Source organism: Oceanobacillus sp. GQ8, assembly GCF_059758495.1.
Genome location: NZ_JCAXEV010000002.1, coordinates 623,565 through 639,952 on the forward strand (window position 1 = coordinate 623,565; position 16,388 = coordinate 639,952).

A 16,388-nucleotide genomic window follows, 5' to 3' on the forward strand; every position below is an offset into this window, starting at 1 on the left:
TCACTTCAGTCATCTCAAGTAACTATCTATTTGTTTAAAAAGGTTCAGCTTTTTCTTTTACTGCTAAAATTCCTTAAGGAGGCAATAAAATGAAAAAGTTTAAGTCTTTTCTATTAATGGCAGTTTTAACGGTTATGCTTTCCTTGGTTTCTGGTACTCTATCTACGCACCACTCGTTGTCGCTCGATCCTGGTCTTGGTGATATGGATGCATATAATCCAGGGTTAGGAGATAGGCTTGCATATGACCCTGGATTAGGGGATATGGATTAACAACAAGTTAAAGTAGATAAAAAGAGAGAGATTCACGTAGGAAGATCAACAGTATTATGCTTGAATTGATAAAAGAAAAGCTGAGCCTTATTTTATTTAAATTGTTCTTATTTTTTTATTTTACTTATTTAAATTCCCCAACGGATGTTTTTTCGAAAAATACTGCTTGTCCTCTTTTACAAAGATACAATTTTAATCATAAACCCTTCAATTGAATAATAAAATGTTACAAACCAAGCATTCAGTAATGTCTCTGAGGTGAGAGCTTGTGTGGCTTAACGTTACTTATCCAAATAGTCCCCGATTTATAGGAATAAATTACAGAATATTAAGTTAATATTGGGTAAAAGGTGTAACGGCCCTTTCGCTTCAATATACATAATGATGAAACAACAACAGAATACAAGTACTCCAATGTGAGCCACTTAAGATGAACACCTTGTCTCAATAGACACCTCGGAACTAACCAACATAGGGAGGCGAACGGTGTGCACGACTACATCAAAGAAAGAACGATCAGGATAGGGAATTACGTATTGGAAACGAAAAAGACAGTCCGCGTGATAGCAAAAGAATTTGGTGTTTCTAAAAGCACTGTCCATAAAGATTTGACAGAGCGTTTGCCACAAATTAATCCTGATCTTGCATTAAAGGTGAAGGAAATTCTCGAATATCACAAGGCGATTAGACACTTGCGAGGAGGAGAAGCTACTAGGAAAAAGTACAAGATTGAACCACAAGTAAAAGAGACGGAACCAAAGCCGGTAGGATAGGGATCAATTCTTTCGCTTTTGGTTATATGAAGTTGGAGGAGAAAATAAGCCTAAGCAGGTTTGTTTTCTCCCTATTTACGTGAACAAAAGGTTGGCAAACCTGGTCTTCGAATAGCTCCATAAGGCAGATACGCTTCTCCACAAAAACCCCATAAATCCCCCAATTTTTTCTAATAAAATGCAGTTAATTGTTGAACTTTGTGGTAAAATATAATATTAGTAGTCCATGCTCAAAAGGAGGATAAAAAAGGACCGAGGTCGGCTAAGATCGCAACGTCCTGGGGCTGCACTAACTCGCCCCATCGAAAAGATTTGTTGCAATGCCGACACTAACACGTCCTGTGTGTCGAAGTTCGAGGCGGCGTAGCTTTGATTACTGGAACGTATGTAATTAATACGTGAAGGACGCAAAAGCAAGCCAACGAAGAAATTCGATGTGTCATTTTTACCGGACTCTTTGAGCAACCTCTAGTAGGAATATGTAAAAAATGAAGTAATTTAAAGTAGGAGGATCTTGATTCATGTTTTCTAGGGATATTGGAATTGACCTTGGAACTGCCAATGTTTTAATTCACGTAAAAGGAAAAGGTATCGTTTTAGATGAACCATCAGTTGTTGCGATGGACCGCTATACTGGAAAAGTACTCGAAGTTGGCGAGGAAGCAAGGCGCATGGTTGGGCGTACACCAGGAAACATTGAAGCCATCCGTCCATTAAAAGATGGAGTAATCGCAGACTTTGATGTAACAGAAGCAATGTTAAAGCATTTCATAAATAAAATTAGTGTAAAAGGATTCCTTTCAAAGCCAAGGATGCTAATTTGCTGCCCTACCAATATTACGAAGGTAGAACAAAAGGCAATTAAAGAAGCAGCAGAAAAATCCGGTGGAAAGAAGGTTTACCTAGAAGAAGAACCAAAAGTAGCGGCGATCGGAGCTGGAATGGATATATTCCAACCAAGCGGTAATATGGTCGTTGATATTGGTGGTGGTACAACAGATGTAGCTGTTTTATCAATGGGAGATATTGTTACCTCTGAATCCATTAAAATGGCTGGGGATAAATTTGATATCGAAATTCTTCAATACATAAAGAAGCATTATAAGCTTCTCATTGGAGAGCGGACAGCTGAGGATATTAAAATAAATGTTGCGACCGTCTTCAAAGATTCTCGAAATGAAGAAATGGAAATTCGTGGACGTGATATGGTATCTGGTTTGCCAAGAACCATTACTGTCTATTCAGCCGAAATCGAAGAGGCATTACGCGAATCTGTCTTTCTTATTGTACAAGCCGCAAAATCTGTTTTAGAGAAAACGCCTCCTGAACTTTCTGCTGATATTATTGACAGAGGTGTGATTTTAACTGGCGGTGGTGCAATGATTCATGGTATTGATCAGCTACTTGCTGAAGAATTGAAAGTACCAGTTTTAGTGGCAGATGAGCCGATGCATTGTGTAGCTAAAGGAACAGGCATCATGCTGGAAAATATTGATAAGCTTGAACGCAGAAAAGTCGTTTAAGTAATTAAATACAATGGAGAATGAACCGATAAATAACTATACCCATTATTAAAAATGATAAAACCTAAAAATAAGGAGGAGAGCAGTTTGTTAAGAGGATTTTATACTGCAGCGAGCGGGATGATTGCCCAACAGCGTACACAGGAAGCCCTATCTAATAATATTGCAAATGCCAACACACCTGGATATAAAGCTGACCAGACATCTCTAAAGGCATTTCCTGAGATGCTGATGCAACAAATGGGCGGCCAAACCATCCCAACCTCCAATTCTTTTAATCTTCCTGTTCAAAACCCAATTGGGCCATTGAACACCGGAGTATATGTACAAGAAGCAGCTCCTAACTTCATGCAGGGGGATGTACGTGAAACAGGAGTGTCGACAGACTTGGCCCTTGTAAATGGTACATTACCTGATGAAGCTGGTGCTCTCTTGTTTTCCGTGCAGAACGAAGATGGCGATGTTCGCTATACAAGAAATGGTAACTTTACGGTGGATGGAGAAGGCTTCCTTGTAACAAATCAGGGGTATTACGTTCTTGACCAGGCAGGGAACACAATTCAGACCAATGGTATGGAATTTACCGTGACAGAAGACGGTCTTGTTCAAACAGAAGCTGGAGAAAGTGTACTTGGAATTTCCTATACAGATGATGCCAATGGTTTAGCGAAAGAGGGGAATGGCCTTTACAACGGCGATGCAGATGCTGTTCCAGCTGATGCTACCTATTCCATTCAACAAGGCTTTCTTGAGCAGTCAAACGTTGATTCTCTACAGTCGATGACACGGATGATGGAATCCTACCGACTGTTCGAAACGAACCAGCGTGTACTGCGGGCCTATGATGAGAGCATGGGGAAAGCAGTTAGTGAGATAGGAAGGCTAGCATAGGTCGGATAAGGAGGAACATATGTCTAGAACAATGATCCAAGCAGCAGTAACAATGAATCAGCTACAAAGTAAACTTGATTTAATTGGGAATAATATGGCAAATAGCCAGACAACAGGATATAAAAGCCGGCAAGCTGAATTTTCATCCCTTTTATTCCAGCAAATTGATAATATGACAGACCCAGCCGGAGCTGAAGGTCGGCTAACTCCAGATGGAATCCGTGTAGGATCAGGGGCCAAGCTTGGCTCCATTAATTTGGATTTTACTACGGGTAGTATAAAGGAAACAGGGAGAGAGCTTGATGTAGCTTTGTTACAAGATAACCATTTTTATCAGGTGCAAGTGACAGAGAATGGGACAGCGGAAACCCGTTATACCCGTGATGGGGCTTTCTACTTAAACCCAGTAAACAATAATCAAGCAGTTATGCTGACAGATAGTGAAGGTAATCCAGTACTTGGGGAGAATGGAAGTATTGTGATTCCAGAAGGATTTGATTCTATCTCGATTAATGAATCTGGGCAAATAACTGTTAAGCGTGGGAATCAGGTGGAGAATGTTGGTACTATCGATGTCGTAGAGGTTGTAAGACCACGTTTACTTGAAGCGACAGGGGAAAATGGGTTTAGGCTCCCTAATTTGGCTGATCTGGGTTTTGCTATGAATGAAGTAGTACAAGATCCTGCCACCCAAAATCTAGTGAAAAGTGGAGCATTAGAAAATTCCAACGTGGATATTTCTAAACAAATGACTGATCTCATTTCAACACAGCGATCTTACCAGTTTAATTCACGAACCATTTCGATGGGGGATCAAATGTCTGGGTTGATTAACCAACTTAGGTCATAACACTATCTAAGCAATGCTATCCTATGGTAAAATGCTAGGAAAGCACATGCGAATCGTGTATATCAGGAAGTAAGGGAGAAACAAACCATGTCAACCGAACGAGAGGCGAAACAAGGTATGGAGCAGCAAACCCGAAAAGCATTTAAAAAGGGTGCGAAAAAAGAGACAACAGTGGAAGCAAACGAGTCCAAACAATCAAGAAAGAAGCAAAAAGCTGAGAAAAGTAGCGCTAAAACTAAAAAAAGAGCAAGATTGCGCATTTTCCCAATTTGGTTGCGTATCATTGTCGTCCTGCTTTTTGCTATGATCGCTCTCGTTGCTGGTCTTATGGTCGGCTATGGCGTAATAGGAGATGGTACGCCTTTAGACGCCTTGAAAACTGAAACATGGCGACACATTATAGATATTGTCACCAAAACGGAATAAAGCATCTCATCCTACCCGGGATGAAATGCTTTTTTAGTTATTTATTAAATTCTAAAACGGTACGTTGCACTTCTGACCGTCTAGCTCCGAGAGCCAGAAACTAGGCGACCTCCCTTAGCGCTTTGCGATAAAGTAGACTTGCCGATCGGTTTTAACCAGAGGCTTAGTCGCACTTATACCTGGAAGGTGAAAGTCATCATCGACTGTTACTTAAGGTAGGTCGACTAAAACCGGCCTTGCCGGCCAACGCCGACATCCCCTCTTTGCAGGGCATGATTCCTTTATCTCCTACATAGGAATGCTCCATTAAAATCGCCACTTTGCGTGGCAACACGGAGCCACCTGGCATGGCCAGGCGCAGTTCGTACGGAGGCCCGGAGGACCCGGGTCATGGCGACGTTCACCCAGGACGGGTCGCTTTTAGTCGGCGTTCCCTATCCACAGGCCCTCTCGCTTTTGTTCGTTACTTGGTTATTTTTTTACCTGTTACGAGACGGTAAATTAAAACAACCAGGGCAATTACAAGTAGGATATGCACTAATCCGCCTGCGACATCAAAAGCAAAGCCGATAGCCCATAAAATAAGTAGTATAATTAAAATGGTCCAAAGCATGAGGTTGTCCTCCTTTCGATTGTTGTTGCTTATTATTAATTGGTTTACTTTGATTAATACCTTATTTTGAACGGTTTTAAACTTTTCTTTGCTATACTATATACATAACCCCATTAAAAGATAGGAGAATAAACATGGAAATTGAACAAATAAAAGAGACGATTCCCCACCGTTACCCATTTTTATTAGTGGATAAAGTGTTAGAAATGGAAGAGGGAAAAAATGTAAAAGCATTAAAGAACGTTAGTATCAACGAACCATTCTTTCAAGGGCATTTTCCAGAATATGCTGTTATGCCAGGAGTGTTAATTATTGAAGCACTTGCACAAGCTGGCGCAATGGCGATGCTTGGCATGGAAGAAAACAAAGGGAAAATCGGCTTTCTTGCTGGTGTAGATAAATGCCGATTTAAACGACAAGTAAGACCTGGTGACCAGCTTGAATTAGAAGTGGAAATCACCCGATTAAAAGGGCCAATTGGCAAAGGAAAAGGGATTGCAAAGGTTGCTGGTGAAGTCGCCTGCGAAGCAGAAATTACGTTTGCGATAAAATAATACGTAACGTTGCTATTAGGTTGCTCCAAATAAAAACTTTCATCAAATCAAGTGAAACTTCAATCAGTGGGGGTTTTCATTCTTCCCCCACTGATTGTTAGTTGAACGAATCGGGGTGTTAGCGTCCGTTTACTCCCACTAAAAACTAACGGTTTCACTTCATGTTTTGAAGGGGGAGTCTTACGGACGGTTGCACCGGGATATTTTTTAAAAGTAAATGTATCACTTCTTTTAAAATGGTTATGCTAAACGCGATAGCATACATTTTAAAGGAGGAAATGAAATGAATAAGAAGTTTTTATTAAAGTTAGGTGCTCCGTTATTAGCCATTTCTTTGGTTGCAGCATGTGGAACAGATGATGGAAATGATCCTGCTGATGAAGAGGCTCCAATGAACCAGGAAGATGATAATAACAATGAGAATCCAGTTGAAGAAGATAACGGCAATACAAATGATCAAGATGGTATGAATGGTGACGGCTCCGGTATGGAGGGAGATCCAGGAACAGACCAGGAAGATCAAGGCATGGATACGGAAGACGAGAATAAAACAGACGAAGAAGAAAACATGGGAGCAGGAAGCCAATAACTTTCTCTCTTACAATTACATCTAGTATTTAAAAGCAGAGCACTTTGTTGATTGCCGTGGCGGTACAAAACCATAGGTTGATCATAGAAAGGTGATTCTGCTTTTCTTTTGTTACAGAACTAAAAAAAGCGTGGCTTTATTCGCTTAGTGCGAGAGCCACGCTTTTCTGACAGAAGTAAAGTTTATATCCTGTCAATTTCCCTTACCCTTTTAGGTCAATTTGTTTACCGAGAGAAGGGTGTGGAGCAACAGGACTTTCTTGTTGGAGCATTTTCATTAGGCCTTGTCCTTGCTGGCCCATCATTTTCATTGAGTTGTCCATGACGGCAATACCAGCATTAGAGCGAACGTGCTGATTAGCCATTGCCATGGAGAGTGCTGCAATATCCACGTAAATCCCCCCAAACTAAGTTAACTCCATTATAGCATACAAAATATGGGGAAGTTTACCTGTATTACGATCTTAAGAATCTTTATCCTTTTTCTTCTTGTCCTCTTCTTTTTGTTCATTGCCTTGAGCTGATTCCATATCTCCAGATTGTAACTGAGAGTCTTGTTCACTATCCTTATGATTATTTGTAATGTCGTCAGTTTTTTCTCTGCGTTCTTGTTTGTCTGCCATGATTAGTCCTCCTTACAAATATTAAACTCATTATTTGTTGTTCCCGTTTTTCTTATACAAAAACATTCTACCGTGAAAAGGAGGAAGAGGCTCATAGAATACTGCATAATTATTGACTAATATTAAAAATAAATTAAAATTCAGAAAAAATGAATACCAAATCATGTTAATCCATAGTAAAATAGACACATACATGCTTTGAGGGGAAGGGGTAAGAGATGGGAGAAACGATAACATCCGTGTACATTATTACACCAAAAACAAAAGCAATTATTAGCCATGAATCGTCCTATTACAAATCTTTAATCTATGAAATGGGTAGAGAACGACATTCTATTCATACTCCAACACAAATTATCGACAATAATTGTCTGATATTCGGTGCTAGCCGTGAAGGAATTAAGAAGTCAGTGAAAGACATCCTTAGAGCCTCGAGTAAGCTACCGATCCCTGTAATTCCACAGGAAGGTGTGTATATGATACCTACTGCTTCTTCCAAAAACAAAGATTGTGTGTGGATTTCTTACCACCAGATTGCTTCCTATGAACAGCAAGGGGATAAGACATATATTTCCTTTTTAGATGGGACAGGCATCTACGTTTCCACAACAGAAAACTCCTTTGATATGCAGTATAAAAGGACAAGCCAACTTATTGTACATTTAAATCGTAGCGTCATATTCGGAAGAGATGCCTTTCCGTCCACTTAATGAGAGATGCTCCTGCTCCTATAGACTGAAATAGTCAAGACGTCACAAAAAAATATGATATTTCACCATACAAGTGTCATGATTCCATGGCACTTATTTGTTTGTCACAAAATAGACACATCCTAAAACTTGTGTTAAGACGCTTTAAACTAGTAAGCTTAAAAGGAATATAAAATGACTGACCAGTTAGTCATTAAAATAACTGAAACTAATTATATAGGTAATCGTACAAAGGAACAGGTGTTTAAATGAATGAAAAAAAGATGAAGCTGATAGAGAGTGGAATGAGACTGTTTGCCCAGAAAGGATACTATAATACATCCATTCAAGAAATAGCTAGTGAATCCGGTATATCAAAAGGTGCCTTCTACATTCACTTTAAATCAAAGGAGGATTTTATCTCCACCTCTTTTGAATATTTTCATCATAACTTGTCTGTTAAAATGAATGAGGTTAAGGCCGAAAATGAGGATCCGAGAGAAAGTCTTGCCAATCAAATAACGGTTTTATTTGATTTCTTATATAAGTCTAAGGACAGTATTATGATGTTAATACGAGAGAACATCTCGATCGGTGAAAATACAGATAAATTGATGGAACACTTTAAAGTAGAAAATTTTAATTGGCTCAAGGAAAATATTACGGCCATCTATGGTGGGACTGCACAGCCCTTCTTAATTGATTTAATTATCCAATTAGGTGGTTTGCTAGATGGCTACTTTAAGTGGATTGTGCTTGATCATGTATCGATTGAAAGGGAGGAGGCAGGTGCCTTCATTGTCAGACGGCTTGATGATCTAATGGAGGGAATGGTACAACGACAAGAAACGGCCTTAGTTACTGTTAGACAGCTCCCTGAAAAATATAGTCAAGATGATAATAAAGAAAACATGCCATCTGTTGAAGAGATATTTGCCACGCTTAGAGGGAAGCTTTCTGATCTTTCAGTGTCAGAAGAAGAAATAGGACGTTTAGGCGAAGCGATTAAAGCATTGGAAATAGAATTTCAGAAAGAGGACCGTCAAGCAGTTGTTATCCAAGGATTGCTTGCACATTTTAATCATCACCCTACCTTAAAAAAAGAAAGTTATATGCTAAGCAAAATTGCAGGCATTAAACTTTTACAATAAATTGTGAAGGAATGGAGAGGAGCTACATACATGAAAAGATGGATGATAGGTATTACAGCAGTTTTATTAATTGGAGTCTTAGCTGCTTGTAATCAGGATGAAGATACAAATCAAGAAGAGGAAAAAAGGGTTATCCCTGTAGAAACACAGGAAGCTAAGAAGGATAATCTTGTTATAGAAAGATCTTTATATGGCAGGGCAGCGGCTAGTTCAACATCTCCGATTATGTTGCAAGCTGCAGGCGAGGTAGATTCCCTAGAAGTAGAAAATGGAGATATGGTGGAAGAGGATGATTTGATTGCTACCTTATCCACGCCAGCAGGTAACCAAAATATAAGAGCATCCCGAGATGGTGAAGTGACACAACTTCGCGCAGCAGAGGGAGATATGGTAAGTGCAGAAGAAGCGTTTGCGGTTATTGCGGACCTAGCTGAATTAAAACTTAATTTCACCGTGACGTCAGATGTCGTCGGCCTTTTGAAAACAGGAGACACACATCAAGTCGAGGCAGCTGATAAGGAATACGAGGTAGAAATCAGTTCTGTGGATTCAATGCCTGGTGAAAATGGGTTGTACCCAGTACAGGCAACTCTTAATAATGAGGAAAAGGATTTACTCCCTGGCGTGATTGCCTCCATGAAGATCCCAGAAGAGACAATTAGTGATGCAATTATTGTACCTACAGAGGCTGTAAACGAAGAGAATGAAGAGTCCTTTGTTTTTCTTGTGAAAGACAATAAAGCCGAGCGGGTAGTCGTAACGGTACGAGAAACTCAATCTGAGAACACGGCAATTGAAGGTGATGTTTCAGAGGGTGACCAAGTTATAGTAAGTGGCCATTTAGGGCTTACTGATGGTGACCAAGTGAGCGTCACGGGAGGGGAGTAAGTTTTGAAAATAGTAAATACATCCGTTAAGCGCCCGGTTGGCGTTATCATGATTGTGCTGGCAATCATTGCACTAGGAGTAGTTTCTTTGCGAAGTCTAACGATCGATCTATTTCCCAAAATAGATTTACCAGTGGCTGTGGTAGCTACATCCTATCAAGATGCTGCGCCAGAAGAAGTAGAGAATTTGGTCAGTCGGCCAATCGAATCAGCGGTTAGTACAGTAGAAGGTATCGAAACAGTACAGTCACAATCTCAGGCTGGTTCGTCCTTGGTTGTGATGATGTTCAGTAATGGAACAGACCTCGATCAGGCATTGTTAGACGTTAGGGAAAGTATCGATCAGGTTAGCGGTGCATTGCCTGGACAATCAGGTGAGCCTAGAATCATGCGTTTTAATCCTGATCAACTACCAGTCATGTGGGTTGGACTAACAGGGAAGGACACCGCCTCTTTAACAGAAGTTGCGGATGAGCAAGTAGTTCCTCTTTTGGAAAGACAAGATGGCGTAGGTTCTGTAACGGTTGAAGGTAGCAAAGAAAGAGAAATTCAACTTATTTTAGACCAGGAAAGTTTGCAGCAATACGGAGTAACAGCCCAAACGATTGCCCAGACACTCGGGAGCACGAATCAAAATGCTTCTGTCGGAACTGTGGAACAAGGGAATAAGGATCTACAGCTTCGAATGACCGGACAATTTGAATCGATAGAAGATATTGAAAAAACAATTATCCAAACAGAATCCGGTAGCACAGTACATGTAGAAGACCTTGCAAAAGTGGAAGACTCATTTAAAGAGGAGTCGAGTACCACACTTGTAAATGGAAAGCCTTCTGTTGTGTTATCCATTCTCAAAAAAACCGATAGTAATACTGTAGATGTAGCCACTACTGTGGAAGATAGTTTACAAGAGATAAAGGAGAACCTGCCAGCAGATGTTGGATTGGACGTGATCATTGATACATCAGACTTTATTCAGATGTCAATTGATTCAGTTGTACAAAACATTATCATTGGAGGTCTTATATCCATCTTTATCTTGTTGCTATTCTTAAAGAGTGTCCGGGCGACATTGGTTATTGGATTATCGATTCCAATCGCCATTATTGCAACATTTACATTGATGTACTTTACAGGAGAAACACTAAATATCCTTACATTAGGCGGATTGGCGTTAGGTCTCGGTATGATGGTGGATAGTTCCATCGTTATTCTAGAGCACATATACTCTTACCGTAAGCGAGGGTACAGTCTAGTTGAATCAGCAACGAAGGGTGCATCTGAACTGGCACCAGCCGTTATTGCTTCTACGACGACAACATTGGTTGTATTCTTGCCAATCATTTATGTAGAAGGAATTGCTTCCGATCTATTTACGCCATTGGCTTTAGCGGTATCGTTCTCGTTAATTGCCTCACTGATTGTGGCAGTTACGCTAGTACCGATGCTTTCATCCAAATTGCTCTCAAAAGCAATGGAGGATAACGGAAGAAGATACTGGTTTGACCGATTCTTAGGCTGGATAAACGGAAAGTATCGCAGTGTACTGAAATGGGTGCTTGGTCATAGAAAAACATCCGTTATCGCATCAATCTTAGCGATCGTAGCAAGTTTAGGCCTTATCCCATTCATTGGGGCAGAATTCATTCCATCGGCAGACCAAGGCCAAGTGGAAGTTCGAGTCGAGACAGAGTTAGGAAGTACGCTTGAACATACCGAAAGTATTGTAGATCAAGTGAATGAAAAACTTACAGATTTCGAAAGCGATATTGAAACCAATTATGTCAGCATTGGCGGAGGTAACGGTATTGGAGGCGGTGGCGGTAATACAGCCACTTACACGATGCAGTTAACACCATCAGGGGAACGTGAGGAAGCTACTGCAGATATCGTGCGAGATATGGATAATGTCCTGCAGAACATTGCCGGGGCAGAAATAACCGTTAGCTCTATGGATTCAGGAATGGGATCCGGGGACCCGATTCAAATTCAGTTAAACGGCCCAGAGCATGAAGTCCTAACAGAGCTTTCAGATCAAGTCGTAAGCAAAATTTCTGATATAGAAGGTGTGTATAATCCAGAAAGTGGGGCGGATGAGGGCATCCCACAAATGAACATTGTTGTAGACAAAGAAAAAGCAGCAATGTATGGATTAACACAGGATCAAGTCTCTGGACAAATCCAGTTACAATTTACTGGCCAAGTAGCCACACAGTATCGTGAAGCAGGCCAGGAAATGGATGTTACCATGATCTACCCTGAGGGCGAACGCTCAAGTATTAATGATTTACGAGATACTAAAATTCAAACACCAAGTGGTGCTGTTATTCCACTTGAAGAGGTAGCGGACCTTGAAAGCATGCAGGGACCTGCAGCATTAACCAGGGAAAATCAACAACCGCAGCTGAATATAACCAGTGACATTTCGGGTCGTGATCTCGGGAGCGTAGTCACAGATGTTGAAGCAGCATTAGAAGAGATGAATTTACCTGATGGTTATAATTATTCCATTGGCGGGCAAGCCCAAGATATGGCAGAATCATTCAGTGATCTGGCATTAGCCCTAGTATTTTCTATCTTTCTCGTGTACGCGGTAATGGCAATTCAGTTTGAAAACTTCCTGTTCCCATTAATCATTATGTTTGCAATGCCTACGACAGTTGTCGGGGTGTTACTAGGATTATTTGTGGCAGGGATTCCATTAAGTATCCCAGCATTTATTGGGATTATCATGCTCGCCGGTATTGTGGTAAATAACTCCATTGTACTGGTAGACTATATTAATATTTTGCGACGAAACGGTAAAGATCGTTACGAAGCAATCTTAGAAGCAGGACCAAGCAGACTGCGCCCAATTTTGATGACAACATTAACAACTATCCTAGCAATGGTTCCACTTGCCCTTGCACTAGGGGAAGGAGCGGAAACACAACAACCGCTAGCAGTAACCATCATCTTTGGACTTGGTGTCTCAAGTATCTTTACACTACTACTCATCCCAGTAGTGTACACCCTGTTTGATGATTTAACATTAAAAATAACAAAAAGAAGAAAAAAAGAAAAAGGCTTAATTGAATAGGATAAGAGCTCTTCGCCTAATGGCGAGGAGCTCTTTTTTTGTTGTTAGAAGGGTGAGAGAGCATCGTCCGTGCAAGAGGGGACTTCGGCTGAGAGGAGGAGAGTATCAGCCGTGAGAGGTAGGACATCGCCTGAGAGTAAGAGAGTATCGTTCGTGAGTGAGAGAACATCACCCGAGAGTAAGAGAGTATCGGCTGAGAAAGTGAGAACATCGCCAGTGACGAGCAGAGTATCGCCCGCGAGAGAAAGCCTTGCCCACCAAAGGCACCACTTCATCAACCACCACACAATAAACAGCAGTCCCGTCTAACACGGAACTGCTGTTTATTCACTTCACAAGCTATTCATTCTTCGCTACATCCCACCAATGGAAGCCGTCTTTTTCTAACAGCTGGTTTGCTGCATCAGGACCCATAGAGCCGGAAGGATAGTTAGGGAAGTCTGCTTTCACCTCTTGCCATCTATTTAGGACGGTGTCGATGAAAGCCCAAGAATGGGCAACTTCATCCCAATGTGTGAAGTTGGTTGTATCCCCAATCATGCAATCAAATAAGAGTTTTTCATAAGCCTCTGGCGTATTAATACCACTAACACCATTATTCGTATATGAGAGTTGAATGGGCTCTGCCATGGATCCCATACCAGATTTTTTAGCATTTAGGTATAATGTGATGCCCTCGTTTGGCTGAATGTTAATGACAAGCAAATTAGGATGCTTTTCCGCCTCTTCCTTGTAGTAAAGGTTCATCGGAATATCCTTAAATTCTACAACGATTTTTGTGCATTTTTCCGCCATCCGTTTTCCTGTACGAATATAGAAAGGGACACCAGCCCAGCGGTAATTATCAATCATTACCTTGCCGGCAACAAATGTCTCCGTATTGGAATCATGAAGCTCTTCAGCTTCTTCACGATATCCAGCTACTTCATTTCCTTTCATCGTTCCTTTGCCATATTGTCCTCGTACAAAGTACTCGTCCACTTCCTCTGGCTCGAGCTGACGTAATGCGCGCAATGCTTTTACTTTTTCAGAGCGTATTTCATCAGTGGTCAATTTAATTGGTGGTTCCATTGCAAGCAATGCGACCATTTGCAGCATATGGTTCTGGACCATATCTCTTGCGGCACCAGAATGATCATAATAGCGTGCGCGTTCTTCTACACCTAGCTCCTCGCTAGATGTAATTTGCACATTGGAAATAGATCGGTTGTTCCACAAGTGTTCGAAAATACCATTTGCAAAGCGGATTACTTCAATGTTTTGTACCATTTCCTTGCCTAGATAATGGTCAATACGATAGATTTGATCTTCATTGAATGCTACTCGAATTTCCTTGTTCAATTCTTTTGCTGATTTAAGATCATGACCGAACGGTTTTTCAATGACAAGACGTGTCCAGCCATCGCTGTTCTTCAAGCCATATTCTTCAAGGCGATGGGCAATAGACCCGAAATATTCTGGAGCCATGGCCAAATAAAAGATTCTGTTACCATCCGTTTTATATGTAGACTCCAAGTCGGTAATTAAACCATTAAGTTCCGTATAGGATTCAGCCTGTGTTACATCGAACGAATGATAGTAAAAATGAGAAGTAAACTCTTCCGCATCCTCTTCCATTGAGAGTGCATTTTGCAGAGATTCCCTGACATTTGTGCGAAATACCTCATTGGTCCATGGTCTTCTTGCCAAGCCAACGACTGCAAAATCGTCGCCAATTTTACCACTCTTATATAATTTATAAATAGAAGGGAAGAGCTTTCGTTTCGCTAAATCCCCTGTTGCGCCGAAGATAACAATAACTGCTTTAGGTGTGTGTAGGTTAGTCAAAAAAAGCCTCTCCATTTCATTTGAGATAATACATAATTCTATAAGGAAAAAAATGATAAATCAACTAATCAAACCGATGCGATACACTAGCACGAAAATTAGATCTGAATGAAAGGCGTAATATACCCCTAGAGCACGAACGTTTTCTACAGTCATTCTGCTCTTTTGATTAGCTTTTACATAAGCTTGAAACCTATACAGCAAAAGTGAACTGTCTTATGGTTTTAACCAATCCCAAGATTTACGAAAAAGTTGATTGACTACTTCTGAGAACATTAGACCTATGGCAATACTACCAGCAAGCAGCATCACTTTTGCGGATAACTGAACCGCATGAAAGTAATCATTTTCTACAAAGTTACGCATCGCATCATAAGCAATGCCCCCTGGTACGAGTGGAATAATTCCAGAAACATTGAAAATAATAATGGGGGTGCGGTATAGCTTTGCACAGATATGGCTTAGTACTGCAACGAGCATCGCCGCAAAAACTGTGGCGGGTACCACATCAATTCCTTCTGCTACTAAAATATAATATAAAAGCCAACCGAACATGCCAACGAGCCCACATTGAATAAGGGCTTTTCGCGGGGCGTTAAATAAAATGCCAAAGCCAGCGGCGGCTATGAAACTAGTAATACATTGTGCGAATATCATAAAAAACACCTCATTCAAGTCAATCTCCTGTTAAATAAAGGCAAAGACAACAGCGACTCCTGCCCCGATAGCAAATGCTGTCAGCATCGCTTCAACGCCCTTAGAGACCCCTGCTACCAAGTGGCCAGCCATAAGATCTCTTACTGCATTTGTGATGTGCAGGCCAGGCACAAGTGGCATAACAGCCCCGATAATAATCTTATCCAGGTTTATTCCAATTGAAAAATGTAGACAAACTACCGCAAGAACGCCAATAACAAAGGAAGCGAAAAACTCTGCAAAGAAGCGCGTCTCAATGAGCTTCTCAAAGCCAACCATTGCAGCAAATCCAACTCCACCAGCTAAAAATGCTGGCAGGAAATCATGCCATTGTCCACCAAACATAATGGCAAAGCTGCCACTAACAAAAGCAGCAGCTACAATCAGAAGCCAGGATGGATACTGTTCTTTTGAAGAAGAAACGCCTTTTAATAATAGAAGCGCTTCTCGTGGATCAAGTCCTTCTGCCACAATTTGCCGAGATATACTATTTACTTCTGCTATTTTATGTAAATCTGTTGAACGCTTTGAGATACGTCGAAAGTGGGAGGCTTCCTCACTGTCGGTAGAAAAATTAATCCCAGTTGGGGTTGCATAGCTTTCTGCCTCAGTCAATTGAAAAGCAGCCGCCATTCGATTCATCGTATCTTCTACACGATAGGTTTCTGCACCACTCTCCAGCATAATCTTTCCAGCGAGCATACATACATTGGAAATTACTCTCCGTTCATCCATTTGATTACCGCGCTTTCTTTAAAATTATCCCGGTGCAACCGTCCGTAAGACTCCCACTTTAAAACATGAAATGAAACCGTGATGTTTTAGTGGAGTAAACGGACGCTAACACCCCGATTCGTAAAACTAACATTTAGGGAAGTAGGCCTCCCACCAAATAAAGGTTCACTTTGTATGATAAAAGTATAAGGGGTAGTGGTCGCAAATGAAA

The 16,388-nt window shown here is 40.9% G+C and carries 18 protein-coding genes; 12 read left to right on the top strand and 6 right to left on the bottom strand.

The features are described 5' to 3' along the window. The first annotated feature begins 89 nt into the window (after positions 1–89). The 6 genes from AC6CHS_RS07975 to AC6CHS_RS08000 all read left to right on the top strand — a co-directional run bounded on the left by AC6CHS_RS07975 (position 90) and on the right by AC6CHS_RS08000 (position 4,735). Complete coding sequence (locus tag AC6CHS_RS07975) at positions 90–272, top strand: hypothetical protein (RefSeq protein WP_498235441.1); 183 nt, start codon at positions 90–92, stop codon at positions 270–272. A gap of 488 nt (positions 273–760) precedes the next feature. Then, complete coding sequence (gene spoIIID, locus AC6CHS_RS07980; RefSeq protein ID WP_036578451.1) at positions 761–1,045, top strand: sporulation transcriptional regulator SpoIIID; 285 nt, start codon at positions 761–763, stop codon at positions 1,043–1,045. Between the two features lie 521 nt (positions 1,046–1,566). Continuing rightward, positions 1,567–2,568, top strand: a complete 1,002-nt coding sequence (locus tag AC6CHS_RS07985; protein WP_036578450.1) for a rod shape-determining protein — start codon at positions 1,567–1,569, stop codon at positions 2,566–2,568. Between the two features lie 87 nt (positions 2,569–2,655). Next, the gene (locus AC6CHS_RS07990) at positions 2,656–3,459 is read left to right on the top strand and encodes a flagellar hook-basal body protein (RefSeq protein ID WP_498235444.1); all 804 of its coding nucleotides are present in this window, start codon (positions 2,656–2,658) and stop codon (positions 3,457–3,459) included. A 19-nt stretch (positions 3,460–3,478) separates the two neighbouring features. Beyond that, a complete protein-coding gene (locus AC6CHS_RS07995; RefSeq protein ID WP_498235446.1) occupies positions 3,479–4,309 on the top strand; it encodes a flagellar hook-basal body protein in 831 nt (276 codons plus the stop codon). Positions 4,310–4,396: 87 nt separating this feature from the next. Beyond that, entirely contained in the window at positions 4,397–4,735 is a 339-nt protein-coding gene (locus AC6CHS_RS08000; protein WP_498235448.1) for a DNA-directed RNA polymerase subunit beta, read from the top strand. Positions 4,736–5,198: 463 nt separating this feature from the next. On the opposite strand, the gene AC6CHS_RS08005 is transcribed toward AC6CHS_RS08000, so the two are convergent. Continuing rightward, on the bottom strand, positions 5,199–5,348 hold the full coding sequence (locus AC6CHS_RS08005; RefSeq protein ID WP_106898006.1) for a lmo0937 family membrane protein: 150 nt from the start codon (positions 5,346–5,348) through the stop codon (positions 5,199–5,201). A 134-nt stretch (positions 5,349–5,482) separates the two neighbouring features. Between AC6CHS_RS08005 and fabZ the strand changes: the two genes are divergently transcribed. Beyond that, complete coding sequence (fabZ, locus tag AC6CHS_RS08010; protein ID WP_498235450.1) at positions 5,483–5,902, top strand: 3-hydroxyacyl-ACP dehydratase FabZ; 420 nt, start codon at positions 5,483–5,485, stop codon at positions 5,900–5,902. Between the two features lie 283 nt (positions 5,903–6,185). Continuing rightward, on the top strand, positions 6,186–6,491 hold the full coding sequence (locus AC6CHS_RS08015; protein ID WP_036578441.1) for a hypothetical protein: 306 nt from the start codon (positions 6,186–6,188) through the stop codon (positions 6,489–6,491). A gap of 202 nt (positions 6,492–6,693) precedes the next feature. On the opposite strand, the gene AC6CHS_RS08020 is transcribed toward AC6CHS_RS08015, so the two are convergent. Further along, the gene (locus AC6CHS_RS08020) at positions 6,694–6,882 is read right to left on the bottom strand and encodes a YjfB family protein (protein ID WP_498235452.1); all 189 of its coding nucleotides are present in this window, start codon (positions 6,880–6,882) and stop codon (positions 6,694–6,696) included. Positions 6,883–6,954: 72 nt separating this feature from the next. After that, positions 6,955–7,113, bottom strand: coding sequence for a hypothetical protein (locus tag AC6CHS_RS08025; RefSeq protein WP_498235454.1), 159 nt, complete (start codon positions 7,111–7,113; stop codon positions 6,955–6,957). A gap of 218 nt (positions 7,114–7,331) precedes the next feature. Here AC6CHS_RS08025 and AC6CHS_RS08030 point away from each other — a divergent pair, with 218 nt between their 5' ends. From AC6CHS_RS08030 to AC6CHS_RS08045, 4 genes are all read left to right on the top strand, one after another. Beyond that, a complete protein-coding gene (locus AC6CHS_RS08030; protein ID WP_498235455.1) occupies positions 7,332–7,823 on the top strand; it encodes a competence protein ComK in 492 nt (163 codons plus the stop codon). Positions 7,824–8,071: 248 nt separating this feature from the next. Continuing rightward, positions 8,072–8,953: a TetR/AcrR family transcriptional regulator gene (locus AC6CHS_RS08035; RefSeq protein WP_498235456.1), complete on the top strand. Its 882-nt coding sequence runs from the start codon at positions 8,072–8,074 to the stop codon at positions 8,951–8,953. Positions 8,954–8,983: 30 nt separating this feature from the next. Next, positions 8,984–9,841: an efflux RND transporter periplasmic adaptor subunit gene (locus tag AC6CHS_RS08040; protein ID WP_498235457.1), complete on the top strand. Its 858-nt coding sequence runs from the start codon at positions 8,984–8,986 to the stop codon at positions 9,839–9,841. Positions 9,842–9,844: 3 nt separating this feature from the next. Beyond that, complete coding sequence (locus tag AC6CHS_RS08045) at positions 9,845–12,919, top strand: efflux RND transporter permease subunit (RefSeq protein ID WP_498235459.1); 3,075 nt, start codon at positions 9,845–9,847, stop codon at positions 12,917–12,919. 339 nt (positions 12,920–13,258) lie between these two features. Here the strand turns inward: AC6CHS_RS08045 and zwf are convergent, their stop codons facing one another. The 3 genes from zwf to AC6CHS_RS08060 form a co-directional block, all read right to left on the bottom strand. Continuing rightward, a complete protein-coding gene (gene zwf, locus AC6CHS_RS08050; protein WP_498235461.1) occupies positions 13,259–14,761 on the bottom strand; it encodes a glucose-6-phosphate dehydrogenase in 1,503 nt (500 codons plus the stop codon). Between the two features lie 201 nt (positions 14,762–14,962). Continuing rightward, entirely contained in the window at positions 14,963–15,421 is a 459-nt protein-coding gene (locus AC6CHS_RS08055) for a threonine/serine exporter family protein (protein ID WP_498235463.1), read from the bottom strand. A gap of 12 nt (positions 15,422–15,433) precedes the next feature. Further along, the gene (locus AC6CHS_RS08060; RefSeq protein WP_498235465.1) at positions 15,434–16,177 is read right to left on the bottom strand and encodes a threonine/serine exporter family protein; all 744 of its coding nucleotides are present in this window, start codon (positions 16,175–16,177) and stop codon (positions 15,434–15,436) included. Positions 16,178–16,388 lie beyond the last annotated feature (211 nt).

Coding starts and splice junctions, on each gene's coding strand:
- AC6CHS_RS07975 (WP_498235441.1), top strand. CDS start 90: ATGAAAAAGTTTAAGTCTTTTCTATTAATGGCAGTTTTAACGGTTATG.
- AC6CHS_RS07985 (WP_036578450.1), top strand. CDS start 1,567: ATGTTTTCTAGGGATATTGGAATTGACCTTGGAACTGCCAATGTTTTA.
- AC6CHS_RS07995 (WP_498235446.1), top strand. CDS start 3,479: ATGTCTAGAACAATGATCCAAGCAGCAGTAACAATGAATCAGCTACAA.
- AC6CHS_RS08000 (WP_498235448.1), top strand. CDS start 4,397: ATGTCAACCGAACGAGAGGCGAAACAAGGTATGGAGCAGCAAACCCGA.
- AC6CHS_RS08005 (WP_106898006.1), bottom strand. CDS start 5,348: ATGCTTTGGACCATTTTAATTATACTACTTATTTTATGGGCTATCGGC.
- fabZ (WP_498235450.1), top strand. CDS start 5,483: ATGGAAATTGAACAAATAAAAGAGACGATTCCCCACCGTTACCCATTT.
- AC6CHS_RS08015 (WP_036578441.1), top strand. CDS start 6,186: ATGAATAAGAAGTTTTTATTAAAGTTAGGTGCTCCGTTATTAGCCATT.
- AC6CHS_RS08025 (WP_498235454.1), bottom strand. CDS start 7,113: ATGGCAGACAAACAAGAACGCAGAGAAAAAACTGACGACATTACAAAT.
- AC6CHS_RS08030 (WP_498235455.1), top strand. CDS start 7,332: ATGGGAGAAACGATAACATCCGTGTACATTATTACACCAAAAACAAAA.
- AC6CHS_RS08035 (WP_498235456.1), top strand. CDS start 8,072: ATGAATGAAAAAAAGATGAAGCTGATAGAGAGTGGAATGAGACTGTTT.
- AC6CHS_RS08040 (WP_498235457.1), top strand. CDS start 8,984: ATGAAAAGATGGATGATAGGTATTACAGCAGTTTTATTAATTGGAGTC.
- zwf (WP_498235461.1), bottom strand. CDS start 14,761: ATGGAGAGGCTTTTTTTGACTAACCTACACACACCTAAAGCAGTTATT.
- AC6CHS_RS08060 (WP_498235465.1), bottom strand. CDS start 16,177: ATGGATGAACGGAGAGTAATTTCCAATGTATGTATGCTCGCTGGAAAG.